This window comes from Mucilaginibacter robiniae, assembly GCF_012849215.1.
Lineage (GTDB): Bacteria > Bacteroidota > Bacteroidia > Sphingobacteriales > Sphingobacteriaceae > Mucilaginibacter > Mucilaginibacter robiniae.
The window spans coordinates 2,567,499-2,587,053 of record NZ_CP051682.1 but is presented as its reverse complement, the minus strand read 5'-3'; the positions used below and the strand labels follow the sequence as shown (position 1 = coordinate 2,587,053).

Below are 19,555 nucleotides of genomic sequence, written 5' to 3'. Positions count from 1 at the left end.
ATGATTGAGATTTTCTATCCACAAATTACTATTTACTATTTACCAATCCATCCTTCATAAACACCTTTGCATATGAAAAGAAGAGCTTTTATAAAAAGTAGCAGCCTTGCATCGGGTGCATTTTTAATACCTTCATTCTTAAAGCCTTTTGAGGCAATGGCTAAGCCGGAGCTAACGGGTTATAAAAACTTAGTTATCATTCAGCTTTCGGGTGGTAATGATGGGCTGAATACCATAGTGCCTCACGGTAATGACATTTACTATCAAAAGCGCAAAACGCTAGCCATTGCTAACACCGTTATCGTAAAGCTTAACGATATACAAGGCTTAAACCCTAACCTGGCGGCTTTGCAGGAAATTTATGACCAGGGTTGGATGAGCATTATTAATTCAGTTGGCTACCCCAATCCCGATCGTTCGCATTTCCGGTCGATGGATATTTGGCAAACTGCCAGCAATGCCGACCAGTTTTTATCTACCGGATGGGTAGGCCGCTACCTGGATGCTAATTGCCAAAGTTGTCCAAACCCTTACACCGCTATTGAGGTAGATGATACTTTATCATTAGCCATGAAAGGCACCCAAATGAAAGGTATTGCTGTGCAGGACCCTAACAAACTGCTGCAAACCACGCGCGAACCTTTCTTTAAGGATTTAGTGCACCAACCCAACAACGAGCACCTGAACGAAGACAACTTAGGTTATTTGTACAAAACCATGATTGAAACCTACTCTTCGGCAGATTATATTCAGAATACCTCTAAAACTTACAAGGTTACTGCTGAATACCCGAGTACTGGGTTTGCCAATCAGCTCAAAACGGTATCTAAGTTTATTAATGCCGGTTTGCAAACCCGCGTGTATTATGTATCGCTTAGTGGGTTTGATACACATACTAATCAGCAAAACCAGCAAGGCCGCCAGCTAAAAATTTATGCCGATGCTGTAGCTGCTTTTATAAAAGACTTGAAGCAAACCGGAAAACTGGATGATACGCTGGTGATGACTTTTTCTGAATTTGGCCGCCGTGTAGAGCAAAATGCCAGTAACGGCACCGACCACGGTACAGCTAACAACGTATTTGTTTTTGGTGGAAAACTGGCCAAAGCAGGGTTTTATAACGATGCTCCAGATTTAACCAATTTGGAAAACGGCGATTTAAAATATCAGATTGATTTTCGAAATGTATATGCCACAATGCTAGATAAATGGCTGAATGTGAATAACAGCCAGATACTGAATCAAAATTTTTCAAGTCTGAATTTCATATGATGTTGCCAAGTTGCGTTGCGGCTCTTTAGTGTAGCCCAGGGTACAATTGTAAAATTATTTTTTTGCCTTAGCATCCTACTAAATTATTTAGCAAATTTGTTGTATGGCATTTGAGGCGAATCAGGATTTTTTCAAAGGACGGGGAGCGCAGGTAAATACGCATAACAAATACCTGAAGAATCAGTATGTAGCACAGCATATTGAAGCGCTGGACGAACCTTTGCTGCAAAACGGCAAAACCCGTTTTTTTGAAGAAACGCCGCGCAATATTGTTAGCAAAAGTAAAAGCCCGGATATAGCCCATACCGATTCCATTAACCCCTATCAGGGCTGTGAACATGGCTGCGTGTATTGCTATGCCCGTAATAGCCATGAATATTATGGCTTTAGTGCTGGGTTAGATTTTGAGCGAAAAATTATTGTTAAGCGCAATGCGCCTGAACTATTGGAAGCGTATTTTAACAAGCGCAAATACAAACCCGAACCTATTGTATTATCGGGCAATACTGATTGTTACCAGCCGGTAGAACGTGAGCTGGAACTCACCCGCAAAATGCTGAAGCTGTTTTTACAGTACCGTCATCCGGTTAGCATCATCACCAAAAACAACTTAGTACTGCGCGATATAGATATTCTGACAGAACTGGCCAAGATGAACTTGGTTCACGTGAATATATCTATCACTACGCTGGATGAACAGTTACGGCAAAAACTGGAACCACGTACCGTTACTTCCATTGGCCGGTTAACTACTATACAAAAGCTTTCAGAAAAGGGTATACCGGTACGGGTAATGACTGCGCCTATTATTCCGGGACTCAACAGTAATGAGATACCCGACATTATTAAAGCTGCCGCTAACCGGGGTGCTGTTGATTCGGGCTTTACCATGGTGCGCCTGAATGGAAGCATTGCCGAACTATTTACCGATTGGCTGCAAAAAACCTTTCCGGATCGGGCTGAAAAAGTATTGAACCAGATACGCGAATGTCATGATGGTCAGCTAAACGATAGCGAATTTGGACGCCGCATGGTAGGTGATGGTCAAATAGCTGAATCGATACATCAATTGTATTATATCGCTCATAAACGCTTTTTAGCAGGGCGCGAAATGCCAGCTTACAATTTGTCACTTTTCACACCAAAAACAGGGCGGCAAACCACCCTATTTTAAACTATAGATTGCAGATTGCATTAGTGATAAGCCTTAAGATCAAACGTAACTGCTTCTACTGTTTACAGCAATTGTTTGTTCATTAAATCACGTTCGGAAAGCATCTTTACATACGGCAATTTTAAGGCTTGCTGTAAAGCGTCTGCATGCTTCAGGTGATGCATATCGCTGGAGATGAAATCAATCAGCCCCGCATCGACCAACTTCTCTGCACTTTGGCGAACCTGTTTGCCGTAATAGCCAGTTAATGAAATGGTATTTAACTGAATCAGGCAGCCCCATTCTCGCATTTCTACTACTTCAGCCAGAGTCAAATACGGGTATCGTTCAGGATGTGCCAATATAGGTGTTAAGCCTTTACCTGTTATTTTCTGCAAAATAGGTACTACGCTAGGTGGCCGGTTGGTGAACGAAAATTCAAACAGCACATATTTATTCTTCATCAGCATCAGCTGATCGGTTTCAATCAAATCTAAAAAGTGCTCATCAAAGTAATGTTCGGCAGCGGCTTCAATAATCAAGTCTGAATATACTGGGGCAACATGTTCTTTAAGCACCTGCAAAGCATTGCCAATAGTTTCAGCATTGTTCCGGAAATAATCAGCCATAATATGAGGTGTGGCTATCACTTTTTTGATACCCATAGCTACCATGCGCTCAATTAGCAGCATAGAATCTCCCACGGTAGCTGCGCCATCATCAATTCCAGGCAAAACATGCGAGTGTATATCTACCGAAACGAAATCGTAATTGGGCAAAGGTTCTGCCTCTTTATTTTTTTTAAACCATCCAAACATGACGTACTGAATAAGCTTATTTCTAAGCTAAAAGTTTTAACTGCTTACAAAACAACCAATACGGGCATTTACGGTCTTAACCACCAACATAGTTCCCTCTAACGCTTTACTTAGCAGTAATTATACCATTATCTACGTGCCGGCTCACCTAAAACCAAATGCTTTTCAAGATTTACAGTAGCATAGGTCTGAATATTTTATCTAATTTCAGGCTTTAATTATACAACCTACTTTATGAAAAAACTAAATTTAATGTTGCTGGCTTTGCTAACAGCAAATATAACCTTTGCACAAATACGCACTACCCAGAAGGTGCAAACAGCCAATGGAGTGCTGGAAGGCGTTGCCGATACTGGTCTGACTATTTTTGAAGGTGTCCCTTTTGCACAATCACCAATTGGGCCACTGCGCTGGGTAGCGCCACAGCCGGTAAAAAACTGGACTGGCATACGCAAAGCCGATCATTTTGGCCCTAGCGCCATGCAAAAGAATGTGTTTGGCGATATGAACTTCCGTGCGCCGGGCATTAATGAAGACTGCCTATACTTGAACGTTTGGACACCGGCTCAATCGGGCAATGAAAAGTTGCCAGTACTGGTGTACTTTTACGGGGGCGGCTTTGTAGCCGGCGATGGTTCGGAGCCGCGTTATGATGGTGCCAGTTTGGCCCGTAAAGGCATAGTAACTGTTACGGTAAATTACCGCTTAGGCGTATTTGGCTTTTTAGCTCACCCTGAACTAACCAAAGAATCATCTTACCATGCCTCAGGAAATTACGGCTTGCTGGACCAAAATGCGGCTCTACGCTGGGTAAAGCAAAACATTGCCGCTTTTGGTGGCGATGCAGATAAAATTACCATCGGTGGCGAGTCTGCCGGTTCCATTTCTGTTTTTGCACAAATGGCCTCTCCTCTATCCAGAGATTTGATTGCAGGTGCAATCGGTGAAAGCGGTGCGATGATTAAGCCCACCCTTCCAGCTATTTCACTAACTGATGCCGAAAATAGAGGTGTAGCTTTCGCCGGAAAAGTAAATGCTAAAACCATTGCTGAGTTGCGGACCATACCAGCCGATCAGCTATTGGATGCAGCCTCTCAACCCGGTGCATTTGCAGTTGCTGCGGCTATTGATAACTATTTCTTACCTAAAGCCCCGGTTGATATTTTCGCGGCTGGCGAACAGGCGCATGTACCTCTGCTGGCAGGCTGGAACTCGGCCGAAATTAACTATATGGCCGTACTGCAAGGAGCCACGCCAACACCCGAAAATTATGCGCAAAAAATCAAACAGCTGTATCCTGAGCATGCGGATGAGTTGTTGAAACTATATCCCGGTAATACTACCGAAGAAGTTTTAAAATCGGCTACTGAACTGGCCAGTGACCGCTTTATTGTTTACAGTACCTGGAAGTGGACTGATTTGCAAAGCGAAACCAGTGGCAAACCGGTTTATCGTTATTTGTTTTCAAAGCCCCGACCAGCCATGCGGCCTGAAATGGGTAATGCTACAGCAGGTTTAGCTGGTGGAGTAATCAAAAACAATAACACTGCGCCTAAACCAACACTGGCTACCTTCACCGGTGCTTCCCACGCTTCAGAAATTGAGTTTGCTTTAGGTAACTTGGCTACCAATAAAGTTTATGCCTGGACTGCCGATGATTATAAAGTATCGGCCACGATGGAAAATTACTTTGCCAATTTTATTAAAACCGGCAACCCTAATGGTAAAGGCTTACCACAGTGGCAACCTAACACTAAGGGCAGTAGCATAAAGTTGATGAACATCAATGTAACCAGCCGCCTTGAACCAGATCATACCCGCAACCGCTATTTGTTTTTAGATCAGGAATATAGAAAATAAGCTAATGGTTCTATAGAGCTATGTAGGCCCAATTTATAGCTGCTCAACCGGCAGCATAAATTGGGCCTGCCTGTTTATAACTATTTTGAATTGTACTATTTGAAATTCATTTTGCTAGTCCGATTTTATCATCCGAAGTCCAAATAGTTTGGCTAGTAAACTCTTCGATTTGCAGCATTATTTATAGTTTAACACCTTATTATTAAATAAGATGTTCATAACAGCTAATCGTACCAAAATTGTTGCTAGTGATACACAGCCAAGCGAGTTAACTTTGGCTGGCATAGGCAGCAGGGTTAGTAATGCTACATATGGGTCATGGAGCTATAATATTACTACGACAATGCTTAAACTTTCAATGAAAAGTACAGTAAAGACATTTTTCCAAACCCTATTATTTATAGGTCTGAGTAGCTTGAGCCATGCCCAGCAAATAGGCAAATTTGTTACGGTTGAACCTGGCGTTTCTTACCCATTGGCAGTGTACCGGCATTCGGTAATCAGCGATATTCAATACACGCTTGATTTTATTATACCTGCCGAAAAAAGCCAAGCCATTGCAGCTACAGAAAGCATCAGCTTCAATGCAAAGCCCTTTAACCAACCTCTACAATTAGATTTTAAACAAAGTCCCGATTATGTAAAGAACGTTACTGTTAATGGCAAATCAGTTCCTGTTGAGTTACAGGCTGAACACTTGCTGATTCGTCAGCAGTATTTGCATGCAGGACAAAACCAAATAGCTATCCAGTTTACAGCTGGTAATGCTTCTCTGAACCGTAACGACGATTACTTGTATGCCCTGTTTGTACCCGATCGTGCCCGAACCGTATTTCCCTGCTTTGACCAGCCCGACCTGAAAGCCCGCTTTCTGCTTACATTACGTGTGCCAACAGGCTGGAGGGTTTTGGCTAATGGTACCAAGAAAGACTCGGTAACCCAAGGTGCACAAACAGTTTACCATTTCAACAACTCTGATAAATTGAGTACTTACTTATTCTCCTTTACGGCGGGTAAGTACAGTGATGTAGCACAAACTATTGGCCATCGGCAGGCTGAGTTCTTATATCGGGAGAACGATCCTAAAAAGATTAAGCTGAGTGTTGATTCGGTATTTAAAGCGCATCAGGATGCTATTGCTTTTCTGGAACAATGGACTAATATCCCGTTTCCGTTTCAGAAAGTAGGCTTTGTGGCTATTCCCGATTTTCAGTTTGGCGGCATGGAACATCCGGGCGAGGTGCAGTATCAGTCATCCAGCTTGTTTTTGGATGATGGTGCTACTAAAGACCGGCTAATTGCCCGTTCTAATCTAATCTCGCACGAAACCGCACACATGTGGTTTGGCGATTTAGTGACGATGCAATGGTTTAATGATGTATGGATGAAAGAGGTATTCGCCAATTTCATGGCCGATAAGATAACCGAAAAGCTGATGGGTACAGAAACTTTTAACCTGAAGTTTTTGCAAGACCATTATCCTACAGCTTATGGTGTTGACCGTACGGAAGGTGCTAACCCGATCCGTCAGCAACTGGATAATTTGCAGGATGCAGGTTCTTTGTATGGTAACATCATCTACCACAAAGCCCCTATCATGATGCGGCAATTGGAAAGGCTGATGGGTAAAGATAATTTTCAGCAAGGCATACAAGAATACTTGAAAAAGTACGCTTATCAAAATGCGACCTGGAACGACCTGATTACTATTTTAAACCGCCACTCCCAAACGGATTTATATGAATGGAATAGAGTTTGGGTAAACCAGCCTGGCCGGCCTGTATTTGATTATGACTTTATTTATGCAGGTGATAAAATTAGTCGCTTAACCATTACCCAACATCCTGAAACCGGGCAACCGCGTATATGGCCGCAGGCATTTACAGTTACCCTGTTTTACGCTGATCATCATCAAACTATTCCGGTTAACATGACGGGGGCGCAGGTAAGTTTAACCACTGCTTCAGGCATGGCTAAACCTAACTTCATTTTGTTTAACTCGGATGGTATGGGTTATGGATTGTTTCCAACAGATAAAAACATAATAAGTCAGTTGTACGGTTTGCCAAATCCACTACAAAGGGCAACGGCTTATATAGCTGCTTATGAAAACATGCTGGCTGGACGCTACTTTAAACCAACAGAACTATTAACCTTGTTTACCCAAGGCATAACGCAGGAAAAAGATGAAATGAACCTACGCCTGCTAACGGGTTATTTAGGTACCATTTACTGGGAGTTCATCCGTCCAGCCGATCGGCAAGCACAGTTAGTTAAACTGGAACATGCTTTATGGAGCGCTATGCAGCAGCAAACTGCAGCCAACAACAAAAAAATACTATTTGGAGCTTACCAGAATGTATTTGTAAGTGTTGAGGCTCGTCAAAACCTGTATAACATTTGGCAACACCAGCAAGCTCCCGAAGGGGTGAAACTGGCAGAAGATGATTACACTTCTCTAGCCTTGTCATTAGCACTAAAAAGCGATACGGTTACGCATATTTTACAACGACAAGAAAACCGCATTACCAATCAGGATCGTAAAAAACGCTTGGCGTTTTTAATGCCTGCTCTATCCTTGAACGTACAGGAACGAGATGCCTTTTTTGAAAGCCTGAAACAACGGCAAAACCGAGCCAAGGAAGCTTGGGTCGTAGCTGCTTTAGGTTACCTGCACCATCCGCTACGGCAAAGCACCTCTGAGAAGTATTTACCAGAAAGCTTAAACCTGCTGGAAGAAATACAACGAACTGGGGATGTGTTTTTCCCACAATCATGGTTGGGCGCTATTTTCAGCAATTACCAAGATCAACAGGCGGCACAAGTAGTACGCAGCTTTTTACAAACTCATCCTGATTATAACCCCAAGTTGCGCGATAAGCTATTGCAGGCTGCCGATAACTTATTCAGGGCGCAGAAGTTGCTGAATAATTAGAGCTAAAAAAAGGTCATGAGTTTTAACAATCATGACCTTCTTTTTTATTGTTTTCAATACGCTTAGCTTTTATCTAATACTTTTTCAGCCTGCTCAGCCACTTCAGGCTTTTGTATTCTTTTACGTGGGAAGTTAAATAGCAAAGAGCTTAATACCGGCAAAATAAAAATGGCTACGGTAAAGGCTGATACAAAAATATCGGTCTTTTCGCCATCCAATATTTCGGTAGCGGCTGTGTGTGGATAGAAGTGCGTGTATAAGGAAGCCGACAATTTGATGCCCAATACGCCAATTACAATAAAGGCAATGGTTTCCAAAAAAGTAAATTTTTCCATCAGCTTCACAAAGGCCTGAGCTACAAAACGCATAGCCAATATACCTATAAACACACCTGTGTAAATTAAAAACACATGGTCGGTAAAGGCTACGGCTGCAAATACGTTATCAATAGAAAAAGCAATATCCATTACCTCAACCAAAGCTACAGTAGCCCAGAAAGTACCGATCAATCCTACAGTTGATTTATAAATCCAGCTTTCGTTTTTATCTACCGACTCATCTTCATCACCCTCGCTGGCTTTACCTTTAAAATAATCAAAAGCCAGGTATAATAAGTACAAACCGCCTAAGGGTTTTAGCCACCATATTTTAACCAGCCATGCCGCTAAAAACAAACAGGCACCGCGTAGTACATAAGCGCCAATAATGCCATAACGCAAAGCTCTATTACGTTGCTCTTTAGGTAAATCGAGCACCATAGTAGCCAGTACGGCAGCATTATCTACTGATAATAAACTTTCAATTACAATTAGGTTGAGTATGACCAGCAAGCCGGCTTTAATATCATTACCTAATAGGGTATGCAATAAATCCATAATAAGGGGTGGGTTAATCTTTACCCGTAAAAATATAAGAAATTTTAAAGTTGTGTTTGATAAATAGAAAATTGCAGGAACGCATTTAATATTTAAAACTTAAATAGCTGTTTATGAGGACATAGACGATGGCAAGAAAAACACCATAGCTATATTCACTTACAGCATATTCGTATTTAGCATAGCTTTGAGCATATTGGCTTGTACATCTACATCGCTGATCTGCTTTAGAAAATTCATATCATTCAACTTATTATAATTTTCTACCAGCAGGCTCTTAATTTCTGCTGGGATGGTAGATTTTACTATATTAATGCTGTTTTGCAGTTGATCGTTTTTTGCAGTTAGTTCCTGCACAAACTTCTCCTTCCGAGAAAGCTCGGTAGTCCAATCCACATGGCTGATCTGGGTCATATCGCAGAACAAAAACAAATTTCGGGCAGGCACATACAGGTAATAGCGTTCAGTTTCGTTAAATTTATACACTTCTACTGCTAAATCGCCGGCTCGCAGACCACAAAAAAAGCTGGTGCGAAAGTCGTATTTACACAACTGCCCAAGTAGCTTTCGATGAATGGTAGCATAAGCATTTTTATACGTTTCAGTCGCATTGTACTGCAACAGATCGGTCATGAGTTGCGGCGGCACTTCATAATAAAAATCCGGTGCAAAGCGGACGCTGAATGCATTGATATTCTTAGAGAATGGATACTCCGCCGAATCATCAGACAGCACTTGATAGAGCTTGCGCAATGAATTATTCACTTTAAGTGCCTGCCGTTGCTGCTCCAGTTTAAAGTCTTGCTGCGTGTACAAGCCAGCCTGAATTTTATTGATTAGATCACGGTTTAGCTGTATTTCATCCAGCAGCAAACTAATGCTTTTTTCGTTGTTCTTTTTAATTTGCCGAAGCAAATCAACCAACGTTTGGGTAAACTGTAGGTGAAAAAGCTCCAACTTATTTATATCTAGTTCCGCGTTGTTTTCGAACAATTGATGAATAACCTGGCTGCGCAGATAAATTTTGTAAATGATCTCATCTCCGAAAAAAACAGAAAGCAATTGTAACTTACTGATAATGCGGTTTGAGTTATTTAATATCGCAGCACGGTTTTCATCCATTATTCAAATTTAGCCAACATTCGTCACATTCTTTCGCAACTCAGTTTCTAAATTCTGTAATTCTCCATTTAATACTTTCCGGTTCTGCGTACCTTCATCATGAATCCGCTTCACTTCGTTTAATGTTTCAATTAATGATTGGGTAGTCTTTTTCAGCGTATCTATTGATACAACAGTTTTTTCATTCTCACGGGCCACATCAATGCTGTTCTGCTTCAGCAATTCGGCATTCTTTTGCAGAATGGTATTGGTGGTATCCGATATTTTTTTCTGCATTTCTACATTAGCCTTCTGCCTTTGCAGTGCTACAGCTATAGTAAGCTGATTTTTCCAAACCGGAATAGTAGTTGATACGATAGATTGCGCCTTTTCGGCAATGGACGTATTATTATTTTGTACTATCCGGATCTGTGCAAGCGATTGCATCATGATGAAACGAACCGTTTTCAAATCGGCTAAGCGTTTATCTAAACGGTTTACAAAATCGCGCATATCGGCAATTTCATAATCCTGGTAATCGGCTGGCCTGCCCTCCATCTCTGCTAATTGCTGATTTAATTCATTGTACTTTAACTGGCCGGAAATAATCAGCGATTCCATCTGCTTAATATACTCCACGTTGCTATCGAACATGGTTTGCAGCGAGCTATTATCTTTGATAGAGTTTACCCGACCGGCTTTAATTTTATTAACAATCTTGTCGATGTTATTTATTACAGTATCATACTTGGCAAACAGCTTTTCGGCATCAACCACCAGTTTTTTCATGAACGGAATGTGCATTAAAAAGCTTTTCACCGGACTGGGGTTCAGCTCATCCACATCAATATAATTCAACTCGGTAAGCAGATTGGTGATTAGCCCGCCTACTTCGCCAGAATTATAAGTACGCACGGAAGTCAGGAACTGGTTGCTATAACGTTCCATACCTTGCTGCACATCGGCACCATAGTTCAGGATAGCATTAGCATCGCCAGGCTTTAAATCTTTGCTCAGCTCACTATATTTTTTTTCATCTTCGGGCGTAATCTGGTTCAGGTTTACATTACCTTCTTTATCCAGTTTCAGCTTTGAAGTATTATTATCGTTATTGCCAACCGGCAGGTTATCATTTTCCATAACAGGATTATTTTCAAAATTTACTATTTCTTCCAGCTTTCATTACTGCCAGAAGCGGTATGAGCTTTTATAAATATTGCTCAGCAACTGTTTTAACGGTGTGTTGTAAATCACGATCTTTAGTGGGTTCGCCAACGGCATTAAACTTCCACTCGCCGTTACGTTTGTAAAAAACGCCCATCACCATAGATACGTGTCCGGCGAAACCAGCACCATGCGCAATATCGTACTTGGCAAATACCTCATTCACCATTTTAGATGTACCTTCATAAATTCGAATAGAAGCGAACGGAATTTTACTAAAATCATGCCCGCGAAAACTATTCAGTACAAAGGCTGCATAGGTAGTACTTTCATCCAGTTGCGATAGGTTTAAGGTAATTACCTCATTATCTAAACCATCATTACCGTTTAAATCGCCGGTTAGGTCATCACCGCTATGTTTTACGGCACCGTTTGTAGATTTCAGGTGACCGAAATACACCACTTCTTCCAACTGTTTGTTCGCATTAAACAGTGCACAGCTGGCATCCAGATCAACGGCTTCTTTACTGGTACTCAAACCCAAAAATCCTTTCTTTTCAATAGCACCCCAGTTAATGCCCACACATACATTTTGCAGTTTGCTGCCGTTGCTTTTTTGCAGGTTAATGCGCTGGCCTTTTTCTAAGTTAATTGCCATGATAAGGTTAGTTGTATTTGTTTAAATATTCTTGCAGGCCGCCTTTCATACCAGAGCCCATAGCTTCAAACTTCCACTCGTTGTTGCGTTTATAAATACGACCAAACTCAACAGCCGTTTCAATTGAAAAATCTTCTTCCAATTCGTACTTCAACATCTCGGTGTTGGTATCGGCATTAAAAATGCGCATAAAGGAGTTACGTACCTGGCCAAAATTCTGACGGCGGCTGGCAGCTTCATGTATCGTTACCACAATGCATATCTCGGTAGCACGCGAGTCAATTTTAGATAAATCTACTTTAATCTGCTCGTCATCACCATCACCTGCACCAGTCAGGTTATCGCCGGTATGCTCAACTGCGTTATCTGGTGAAACCAGATTATTGTAAAAAACAAAATATTCGTCGGCGAGTAGCTTTTTATTATCGCCCAGTATAAATATGGAAGCATCCAGATCAAAGCCAGTGCCGGTAGTGGCGCTGTTAGTATCCCAGCCTAAGCCAATCACAAATTTGGGTGCGTTGATAGCTTCACGCTGACCTTTTTGCAAGTTAATTGCCATGTTGTGCTAATTTTTAGTTTCTATTTAACAGATCGTGTTTAATCTCATTCAGTTCAACAGATAGCTCTTTATTAAGGAAGCATCTTACTTTATCATCTGCTAAGCCAGATAATTTCTTTCCATAATTTCCACAAAGCTATCGGTAGGGTGCGGCTCGCCGATGGCACGGAACTTCCAAGTGCCTTCTTTGCGGTAAACTTCGGCAAACGTCATGGAGCACATCCCATTGTAGGTAGCATCGCCCGATAAGCTGAAACGGGCAATCTTTTTTCCTTTGTTATCTTCCGCCCGGATAAAAGCATTCCTAACCATGCCAAAGTTTTGATTATTTTGCCGCCCCTGGTAAATAGATACGGCAAAAACAATACGATCATACTTCATATCCAGCGAATCTAGTTTTACAATAATCTGCTCATCATCACCATCGCCGGCTCCGGTGCGGTTATCGCCGGTAAGCCAGATATGGCCTGATGGATGTCGCATGGAGTTAAAGTAAATCACATCACCTTCAAACATACTGACATTACGGCCATTACGCTGAATAGATCGCCCCAGATTAGCTACTTTACCGTTGTTGTTTAATAAAAACGCTACTGCATCCAGATCATATTCCTCCTCTTCAGCGCTACCGAACAGTTTGCCTAAAAAGCCGCTACTCGGCTTTTGCCGTACATCCCAGCCTAAGCCGATGGTAACAGATGATAGGTCGAAAGTTTCACCTTTATCATTCTTCCGAAGATCAATAGTTTGACCTTTTACCAAATTGATTGCCATAATAATTATTTGATAATTTGTCCTTTAAAATATTTTGCCAGAAAAAAAGCCAGATCTTCACGATAGCCAATACCTGAAGCCTCAAACTTCCATTGTCCATCGCGTTTGTACAAGCGGCCAAACTCTACACCGGTTTCAATCGAGAAATCTTCACCTAACTCATACTTGGCTATTTCCTGACCGCTATTATCATCCACCAAACGAATGTAAGAATCTCTTACCTGCCCGTAATTTTGCTTCCGGATTAGCGCTTCATGTATAGTTACTACAAATAGTATCTCGGTAACGCGGCTATCTACTTTAGCCAGATCAATGGTAATGGTTTCATCATCGCCACCATCGCTGTTACCACCGGTGGGGTCATCACCTGAATGATGAACAGCGCCATCCGGCGAATCGGTATTACCGTAAAAAATAAAAAACTCTTCGGCAGGTATCAACCGGTTTCCGTCAATCATGAATGCCGAAGCATCCAGGTCAAAAGCATAGCCGGTTCCTTCGTTCGGGTTCCAGCCCAGCCCAATACTGATTTTAGAAAGCCCGATATTAATACGTTGCCCTTTTTGCAAATTGATAGCCATAATAACTGCTAGTAGTTCGTGTTATTTAAACAGTAATTAGACTTGCATACCGGTTAAATATTACAAGTTTCATCATTTAAATATTTTAAATTGGTTGTGTTATGTGCCGGTAAGGTAAAGTATATTTTCTTGTTTAGCAAGAGGACGCAAGGACTCCATAAAGGATATAAAACACAAAACCTGAAAGTATCAGGATAAGTTTATCCTTACACTTTCAGGTTTTAACGTAATTATAAAAGATGATACCTTTACTAAGCTCTTTTAAAGAAGCTGACTGAGTGAGAGTGTTAAATCATTTCATTTGCAGGTTCAGTAGCCCACTTTTTAAGCACGCTCAACAATTCGGCAGGGCGTACAGGTTTACCTAAATAATCGTCCATACCAGCTTCCAAACACTCTTCCCGGTCGCCGGCCATTGCATTGGCAGTGAGTGCAATAATAACAGGCTGCTTAACATCCATTTGCCGGATAGCTGCCGTAGCCTCTAACCCATCCATAAACGGCATTTGCATATCCATAAAAATCAGGTCGTATCGCTTTGCTGCTATTGCTTCCACAGCTTTTTGACCATTTTCAACCACTTTAGTCTGGTAACCCAGCTTGCCCAAAAGCTGAGTAATTACTTTCTGATTAATCTGGTTATCTTCAGCAATCAGTATGTTTAAAGGGTTATCTGTAGCAAAATCAGGCGGCAGGGTTTCTTTAAGCGTTTTAACCTCTTGCGGTTTTTTGTTTTTAGCTTTTAAACCTTCAAATACATACTTACCCAAAGCAAGTTGCTTGATGGGTTTGGTAAGCACGGCATTAAACAAACTCCCTAAATTAGACCGTTGCTCATCACCAATAGAACTCAGCAGAATGATAGGTATGTTTGGATAATTCACCCTTACATGGCCAGCCAGTTCAATGCCATCCATGCCCGGCATATGAGCATCAGTAATAATTAAATCGTATGCCGAGTTTTGCGCCAGCATGATTAAAGCTTCATCACCCGATGCGGCAAGTGTTGGTATTAAATTCCAGCTTTTAAGCTGTGCCTCCAGTATCAATCTATTGGTTTCATTATCGTCAATAACCAATACCTTCTTACCGGCATACTCAGCCAAATTGTAGGGCTGGTAAGGCTGTTCTACATTCAGGCTTTTTTGTGCAGCAATAGTAAAGCTGAACACAGAACCTACATGTGGCGTACTGCTTACTACAATTTCACCATCCATTAAAGTAACCAGCTTTTTCGAGATTACCAGCCCTAAGCCAGTACCGCCATACTTGCGGGTAGTTGAAGAATCGACTTGGCTAAAAGGCTTAAATAATTTTTCCAGTTTATGGGGCGGTATACCAATGCCAGTATCATGAATAGCAAAGTTAATTATGTGTTTATCCTGCTTATTCAGCCCCATGGTTGTCACTTTAACAATTACCTCCCCTTGTGCGGTAAATTTTACCGCATTGCCCACCAAGTTGGTTAATATCTGTTGTAAACGAACTTTATCACCAATAATCTGCAAGGGAGTGCCTTCTTGTATATGATAAGCCAGTTCGATACCTATTTGGGCGGTTTTAGTAGCAAAAATATCCAGCACTTCTTCAATGCTTTGGCGCAAGTTAAATTCTTCTTGTTCCAGTTCCAGGTTGCCGGCTTCAATTTTTGAGAAGTCGAGTATGTTATTGATAACACCCAGCAGGTTTTCACCGCAGGTAGTTATCGTCTCGGTGTACATACGCTGGTTATCAGTAAGCGGCGTTTCAGCCAGCAGAGCCGACATACCAATCACCCCGTTCATCGGGGTTCGTATTTCATGGCTCATGGTAGCTAAAAAAACGCTCTTGGCCTGATTTGCTTTTTCAGCTTCTTTACGGGCTACATCCAGCTGCTGGTTTTTTATTATTAAATCTTGATTTAACTGCAGCAACTTTTCCGCATTCCGCTCGCGCTCTTCGTGCATTTCCACTTCCTTCTGCATTTCAGAAACTTGCCAAGCCTGAATAATTTGTTTTTTACCATAAACATGCAGCTGGTAAGCCCATAAACCACATATAAAAAATATGACTGTAGTAAAAAACAAGTGTATAATCAGCGTTTGCAGGTCAAAATAAGATAACTGTGTAAAATAAACGTGCGGTACGCCTATATCTTGCAGATAAGCAAAAGTGGCATGATGAATACCCACTACAATGAGCAAAGGTATTTGCAGCTTCCATTTCTGATAGGTAATAAGCACAGCACTACCAATGAAAGCAAAAAAGTGCATCTCGAACATACCATGCATCTGGTAAATGAATTGCGCCAAAAAAATACCAAGAATGCCACTTAATACGTATTGATACCAGTCTGACTCGGGCATGAACCCCTTAACTGAGTAATAGGCCAACAATGATATACCGCTTAAAGTTAAAGCAATAAACCAAGTATCATAAAACCAGGCAAAAACCAAGCCCATAACAAAGCAGCCTGCCAGAAAGTAGTTAATGAATTTATCGGAGCGTTGTTTTACCTCCTGCTCCATTTGTAGCTTTTGTAATTGGTATTCGGTATTTTGACGGTGCGGCATATATAGGTTATAATTTACAACCTGGCAAGCTACACCCATAAGCACGGGTAGCAAACAGGCTGAATCGGATCGGATCGTGTTGTTTTAGCAAGTTTTCGAGCGCTATGCGCGCGTAAGCGGTTTGGCTATCGGTACAGTAACGGCTGTTATTGTAATTACCCCGGTAGTAAAGTTGTCTGCTGCTATTCAGAATAGCCGCCTGCGGAGTTGAATATACGCCGCAAGCTATTGCCAGTTGTGGCGCTACAACAACCGGGATATGCAAATCATACTTCTGCTTTACTTGGGCAGGGGTATAATATTTATCGGTCAGTAACACTACGGCAAAGTTTACCTGGTTACCGTATTGTGTAATTAATTCTTTTACGTGTTTAATATTGAACTTGGAACAAGGGCAATCCGGATTGAAGAAATGCAGCAATACAGGCTTATGATTTTCAAAACTAAATTGAAACCCTAAGTTTATAGCTGTACCATTTTTAACAGGAACATAATGATCAGGTACCGGCGTAGGCAAACTGTATTTATATTGGTTGTACCACAATATAGAAGCAACTGCGCCGAACAGCACAACAAGCCACGTAAATACAATAATTTTTTTCAAAACGACAGAAGCAACAAGTAATTCTAAATAAATCAGGATAAAGGTTTACGCTGGTAGCTTAACTGAGATTTCAATTGACGGGAGTTCCGGAAGAAAATACCCGGTTCGGGAATTAAAGATCAAAGATTGTTGTACCGTATTCTGATTACGACAAATACATTCCATCAGTTTCGTTACACTAATGTTACATTCTGCTTATGACGATAAAATGGCAAATAATACTTTTTAATTAATTGCTATACCCATAAGTTAATCGGCTTTTAAGTAATAAAATTTTATCTTTGCACCGCTTTTGGTTTCCGGCACATGCTCGGAATTAAAAGGGAATCTGGTGTAAGTCCGGAACTGTCCCGCAGCTGTAAGCTCTTTTAACTAAGGTTCATTCTGTAGTCACTGTATGCGGCAAGCACACGGGAAGACGAACCCAGGGGAGCAAGTCAGAATACCTGCCTCAGGCACTTTATAATTCATAGCTTTCGTGGATTGAAGCTGGAATAAATTACTTTTCGTGTATTTCATTGTTGGTGTACAAAATTCGGGCTGCTGTGGGTAACTGCTCACAACACATGAAATTAGCTGTGCTTTACGCGCACTATAAGCGCACAGGCCATTGTGTAACTTTTTGGAGGCTGCTGACGTTTTTTGCCGCAGGGGCTTGTTGCTGCCCTCAGGCTTCGGCCCAAATATTACCGACGGTGAAAGACACGTTGAAAAATAATCAACTACAGGAAGTGCGCGTACGTGCCATCAAACCCGATATTCGGGCCGCATCGCCTACACCTGTACAAATACTTAAAGGTACAGAACTAGAGCGTCTGAACAGCTTTTCGGTAGCTGATGCCCTGCGTTACTTTACCGGGGCCGAACTGAAAGATTATGGCGGTATAGGCGGATTGAAAACTGTAGATGTACGTAGCCTGGGCACTAACCACACTGGCGTGTTTTATGATGGTCTCCCCATCAGCAACGCGCAAAATGGGCAAGTAGATTTAAGTAAATTCTCGTTAGATAACATTGAAGCTATTGAGTTATACAATGGGCAGAAGAGTGCCATTTTTCAGCCAGCTCAGGCATTTTCGGTAGCTAGTTCTTTATACCTGCAAACTAAACAGCCACACTTTGCAACTGATGAGCACACGCATATCAAAACCACTTTGAAAGTGGGCTCGTTCGGGTTGTTTAACCCGGCCATATTGTGGCAGCAAAAGTTATCAGCAAAAACTTCCAGCACTATAAGCGTCGAATGGATACAAGCTAATGGCCGGTATAAATTCAGGGAAACAAATGGCACTTACGACACCACTGCGGTACGACACAATGCCGACATTAGCGCTATCAGAGCAGAAGCCAGTTTGAACGGTACGCTGGCAGATAGCAGTACCTGGTTGGTAAAAGCGTACCTGTATCACTCCGACCGCGGACTGCCCGGGGCGATTGTAAAAAACCGGTTTGATTATGACGAACGCCAATGGGATGGCAACTACTTTACACAAGCTACTTATCAAAAAAATATAGCCTCATGGTATAGTCTTCTGCTGAACGGCAAGTATGCATTGGATGATACCCGCTATCTGAACCCACACTATGCCAACCTGCAAGGTTACCTAGACAACCACTATCAGCAACAAAATGCTTACCTGTCAGCAGCCAACCTTTTTCATGTTACGCCGCAATTAGATGTAGATTTTTCGGGCGATGTGCAATGGAGCCAGTTACGCAAGCTGGATAATGATTTGTATCGCTTTGTTTATCCTACCCGATATACAACACTCACCGCTCTATCGGCAGATTATCATTTAAGCTGGCTAAAAATACAAGGTACGCTGTTAGGTACTTTTATTAATGAAAAAGTAAAGTTGTATGAGGGTGCAGCCAACCGGCAGGTGTTGTCGCCTTCTTTATCAGCCATATACCAGCCTTTGGCTTCTGACTTTGCTATACGAACCTTTTACAAGCACACTTTCCGAATGCCGACTTTTAATGATTTGTATTATACCTTAATTGGCAATACCAGTCTGAAGCCGGAATATACTACGCAATATGATGTAGGTTTTACTTACAATAAAACGATACCTATAGGCATTCTGCAACAATTGTTGATTACTACTGATGCCTACTACAACCGTGTAAAAAACAAGATTGTTGCCATACCTACCACCAACCTTTTCCGGTGGACGATGCTGAACCTGGGTTTAGTAGATATCCGCGGATTGGATGCAAGTATCAAATCAGGCTGGCAAATTGGAGCCGCTACCTTATTACATGTCAACCTTAATTACACCTACCAGCGTGCGCTGGATGTAACGCCTCCACCAGATAACTCACCTTATCAGGGACAAATCCCTTACGTGCCTAAACATAGCGGCTCAGCAGTTTTGGGAGTAGAGCACCAGCAACTTAGCTTTAATTACAGTTTTGTATATACCGGAGCGAGGTATAATGCAAAAGATAACCTGCCGGTTAATTATGTACAGCCCTGGTACACACATGATGTATCAGCTACTTATAATTATCCTTATCATAAAAGTATGATCAAACTCACCGCAGAAGTTAATAATTTACTAAATCAGTATTATGATGTAGTGCTTAACTACCCCATGCCGGGTCGATCATACCGGGTTACACTAAGTTTTAATTATTAAAAGT

At 41.7% G+C, this 19,555-nt stretch carries 15 protein-coding genes and 1 riboswitch; of the genes, 5 read left to right on the top strand and 10 right to left on the bottom strand.

All coding sequences use genetic code 11. From position 1 onward, the window contains the following. The first annotated feature begins 72 nt into the window (after positions 1–72). Both HH214_RS11545 and HH214_RS11540 read left to right on the top strand, forming a co-directional pair. Positions 73–1,272 (top strand): DUF1501 domain-containing protein, encoded by a 1,200-nt coding sequence (locus HH214_RS11545; protein ID WP_169607805.1) that lies wholly within the window; start codon positions 73–75, stop codon positions 1,270–1,272. A gap of 103 nt (positions 1,273–1,375) precedes the next feature. Next, the gene (locus tag HH214_RS11540) at positions 1,376–2,446 is read left to right on the top strand and encodes a PA0069 family radical SAM protein (RefSeq protein WP_169607803.1); all 1,071 of its coding nucleotides are present in this window, start codon (positions 1,376–1,378) and stop codon (positions 2,444–2,446) included. Between the two features lie 62 nt (positions 2,447–2,508). Here HH214_RS11540 and HH214_RS11535 read toward each other — a convergent pair whose 3' ends face one another. After that, positions 2,509–3,243: a tyrosine-protein phosphatase gene (locus tag HH214_RS11535; protein ID WP_169607802.1), complete on the bottom strand. Its 735-nt coding sequence runs from the start codon at positions 3,241–3,243 to the stop codon at positions 2,509–2,511. A 234-nt stretch (positions 3,244–3,477) separates the two neighbouring features. Between HH214_RS11535 and HH214_RS11530 the strand changes: the two genes are divergently transcribed. Both HH214_RS11530 and HH214_RS11525 read left to right on the top strand, forming a co-directional pair. Next, positions 3,478–5,103 (top strand): carboxylesterase/lipase family protein, encoded by a 1,626-nt coding sequence (locus HH214_RS11530; protein WP_169607801.1) that lies wholly within the window; start codon positions 3,478–3,480, stop codon positions 5,101–5,103. Between the two features lie 343 nt (positions 5,104–5,446). After that, positions 5,447–8,038, top strand: coding sequence for a M1 family metallopeptidase (locus HH214_RS11525; protein WP_248282081.1), 2,592 nt, complete (start codon positions 5,447–5,449; stop codon positions 8,036–8,038). A gap of 62 nt (positions 8,039–8,100) precedes the next feature. On the opposite strand, the gene HH214_RS11520 is transcribed toward HH214_RS11525, so the two are convergent. From HH214_RS11520 to HH214_RS11480, 9 genes are all read right to left on the bottom strand, one after another. Then, a complete protein-coding gene (locus tag HH214_RS11520; protein WP_169607800.1) occupies positions 8,101–8,913 on the bottom strand; it encodes a TerC family protein in 813 nt (270 codons plus the stop codon). 159 nt (positions 8,914–9,072) lie between these two features. Further along, complete coding sequence (locus HH214_RS11515; protein ID WP_169607799.1) at positions 9,073–10,035, bottom strand: hypothetical protein; 963 nt, start codon at positions 10,033–10,035, stop codon at positions 9,073–9,075. 9 nt (positions 10,036–10,044) lie between these two features. Next, the gene (locus HH214_RS11510; protein ID WP_169607797.1) at positions 10,045–11,154 is read right to left on the bottom strand and encodes a toxic anion resistance protein; all 1,110 of its coding nucleotides are present in this window, start codon (positions 11,152–11,154) and stop codon (positions 10,045–10,047) included. A 67-nt stretch (positions 11,155–11,221) separates the two neighbouring features. Beyond that, positions 11,222–11,836, bottom strand: a complete 615-nt coding sequence (locus HH214_RS11505) for a TerD family protein (protein WP_169607795.1) — start codon at positions 11,834–11,836, stop codon at positions 11,222–11,224. Between the two features lie 7 nt (positions 11,837–11,843). Further along, entirely contained in the window at positions 11,844–12,398 is a 555-nt protein-coding gene (locus HH214_RS11500) for a TerD family protein (protein ID WP_169607793.1), read from the bottom strand. A 99-nt stretch (positions 12,399–12,497) separates the two neighbouring features. Next, on the bottom strand, positions 12,498–13,172 hold the full coding sequence (locus HH214_RS11495) for a TerD family protein (protein WP_169607791.1): 675 nt from the start codon (positions 13,170–13,172) through the stop codon (positions 12,498–12,500). Positions 13,173–13,177: 5 nt separating this feature from the next. Next, the gene (locus HH214_RS11490; RefSeq protein WP_169607789.1) at positions 13,178–13,753 is read right to left on the bottom strand and encodes a TerD family protein; all 576 of its coding nucleotides are present in this window, start codon (positions 13,751–13,753) and stop codon (positions 13,178–13,180) included. 287 nt (positions 13,754–14,040) lie between these two features. Then, a complete protein-coding gene (locus HH214_RS11485) occupies positions 14,041–16,305 on the bottom strand; it encodes a response regulator (protein ID WP_169607787.1) in 2,265 nt (754 codons plus the stop codon). A 7-nt stretch (positions 16,306–16,312) separates the two neighbouring features. Then, a complete protein-coding gene (locus HH214_RS11480) occupies positions 16,313–16,909 on the bottom strand; it encodes a DUF6436 domain-containing protein (RefSeq protein WP_169607785.1) in 597 nt (198 codons plus the stop codon). Positions 16,910–17,185: 276 nt separating this feature from the next. Then, positions 17,186–17,377: riboswitch (cobalamin riboswitch) on the top strand. Between the two features lie 98 nt (positions 17,378–17,475). Between HH214_RS11480 and HH214_RS11475 the strand changes: the two genes are divergently transcribed. Further along, complete coding sequence (locus HH214_RS11475; protein WP_169607783.1) at positions 17,476–19,551, top strand: TonB-dependent receptor; 2,076 nt, start codon at positions 17,476–17,478, stop codon at positions 19,549–19,551. The last annotated feature ends 4 nt before the right edge of the window (positions 19,552–19,555 follow it).

Excerpts from the sequence above, each read along its gene's own strand:
- HH214_RS11545 (WP_169607805.1), top strand. The coding sequence starts at position 73 with ATGAAAAGAAGAGCTTTTATAAAAAGTAGCAGCCTTGCATCGGGTGCA.
- HH214_RS11540 (WP_169607803.1), top strand. The coding sequence starts at position 1,376 with ATGGCATTTGAGGCGAATCAGGATTTTTTCAAAGGACGGGGAGCGCAG.
- HH214_RS11535 (WP_169607802.1), bottom strand. The coding sequence starts at position 3,243 with ATGTTTGGATGGTTTAAAAAAAATAAAGAGGCAGAACCTTTGCCCAAT.
- HH214_RS11530 (WP_169607801.1), top strand. The coding sequence starts at position 3,478 with ATGAAAAAACTAAATTTAATGTTGCTGGCTTTGCTAACAGCAAATATA.
- HH214_RS11525 (WP_248282081.1), top strand. The coding sequence starts at position 5,447 with ATGCTTAAACTTTCAATGAAAAGTACAGTAAAGACATTTTTCCAAACC.
- HH214_RS11520 (WP_169607800.1), bottom strand. The coding sequence starts at position 8,913 with ATGGATTTATTGCATACCCTATTAGGTAATGATATTAAAGCCGGCTTG.
- HH214_RS11515 (WP_169607799.1), bottom strand. The coding sequence starts at position 10,035 with ATGGATGAAAACCGTGCTGCGATATTAAATAACTCAAACCGCATTATC.
- HH214_RS11510 (WP_169607797.1), bottom strand. The coding sequence starts at position 11,154 with ATGGAAAATGATAACCTGCCGGTTGGCAATAACGATAATAATACTTCA.
- HH214_RS11505 (WP_169607795.1), bottom strand. The coding sequence starts at position 11,836 with ATGGCAATTAACTTAGAAAAAGGCCAGCGCATTAACCTGCAAAAAAGC.
- HH214_RS11500 (WP_169607793.1), bottom strand. The coding sequence starts at position 12,398 with ATGGCAATTAACTTGCAAAAAGGTCAGCGTGAAGCTATCAACGCACCC.
- HH214_RS11495 (WP_169607791.1), bottom strand. The coding sequence starts at position 13,172 with ATGGCAATCAATTTGGTAAAAGGTCAAACTATTGATCTTCGGAAGAAT.
- HH214_RS11490 (WP_169607789.1), bottom strand. The coding sequence starts at position 13,753 with ATGGCTATCAATTTGCAAAAAGGGCAACGTATTAATATCGGGCTTTCT.
- HH214_RS11485 (WP_169607787.1), bottom strand. The coding sequence starts at position 16,305 with ATGCCGCACCGTCAAAATACCGAATACCAATTACAAAAGCTACAAATG.
- HH214_RS11475 (WP_169607783.1), top strand. The coding sequence starts at position 17,476 with ATGAAATTAGCTGTGCTTTACGCGCACTATAAGCGCACAGGCCATTGT.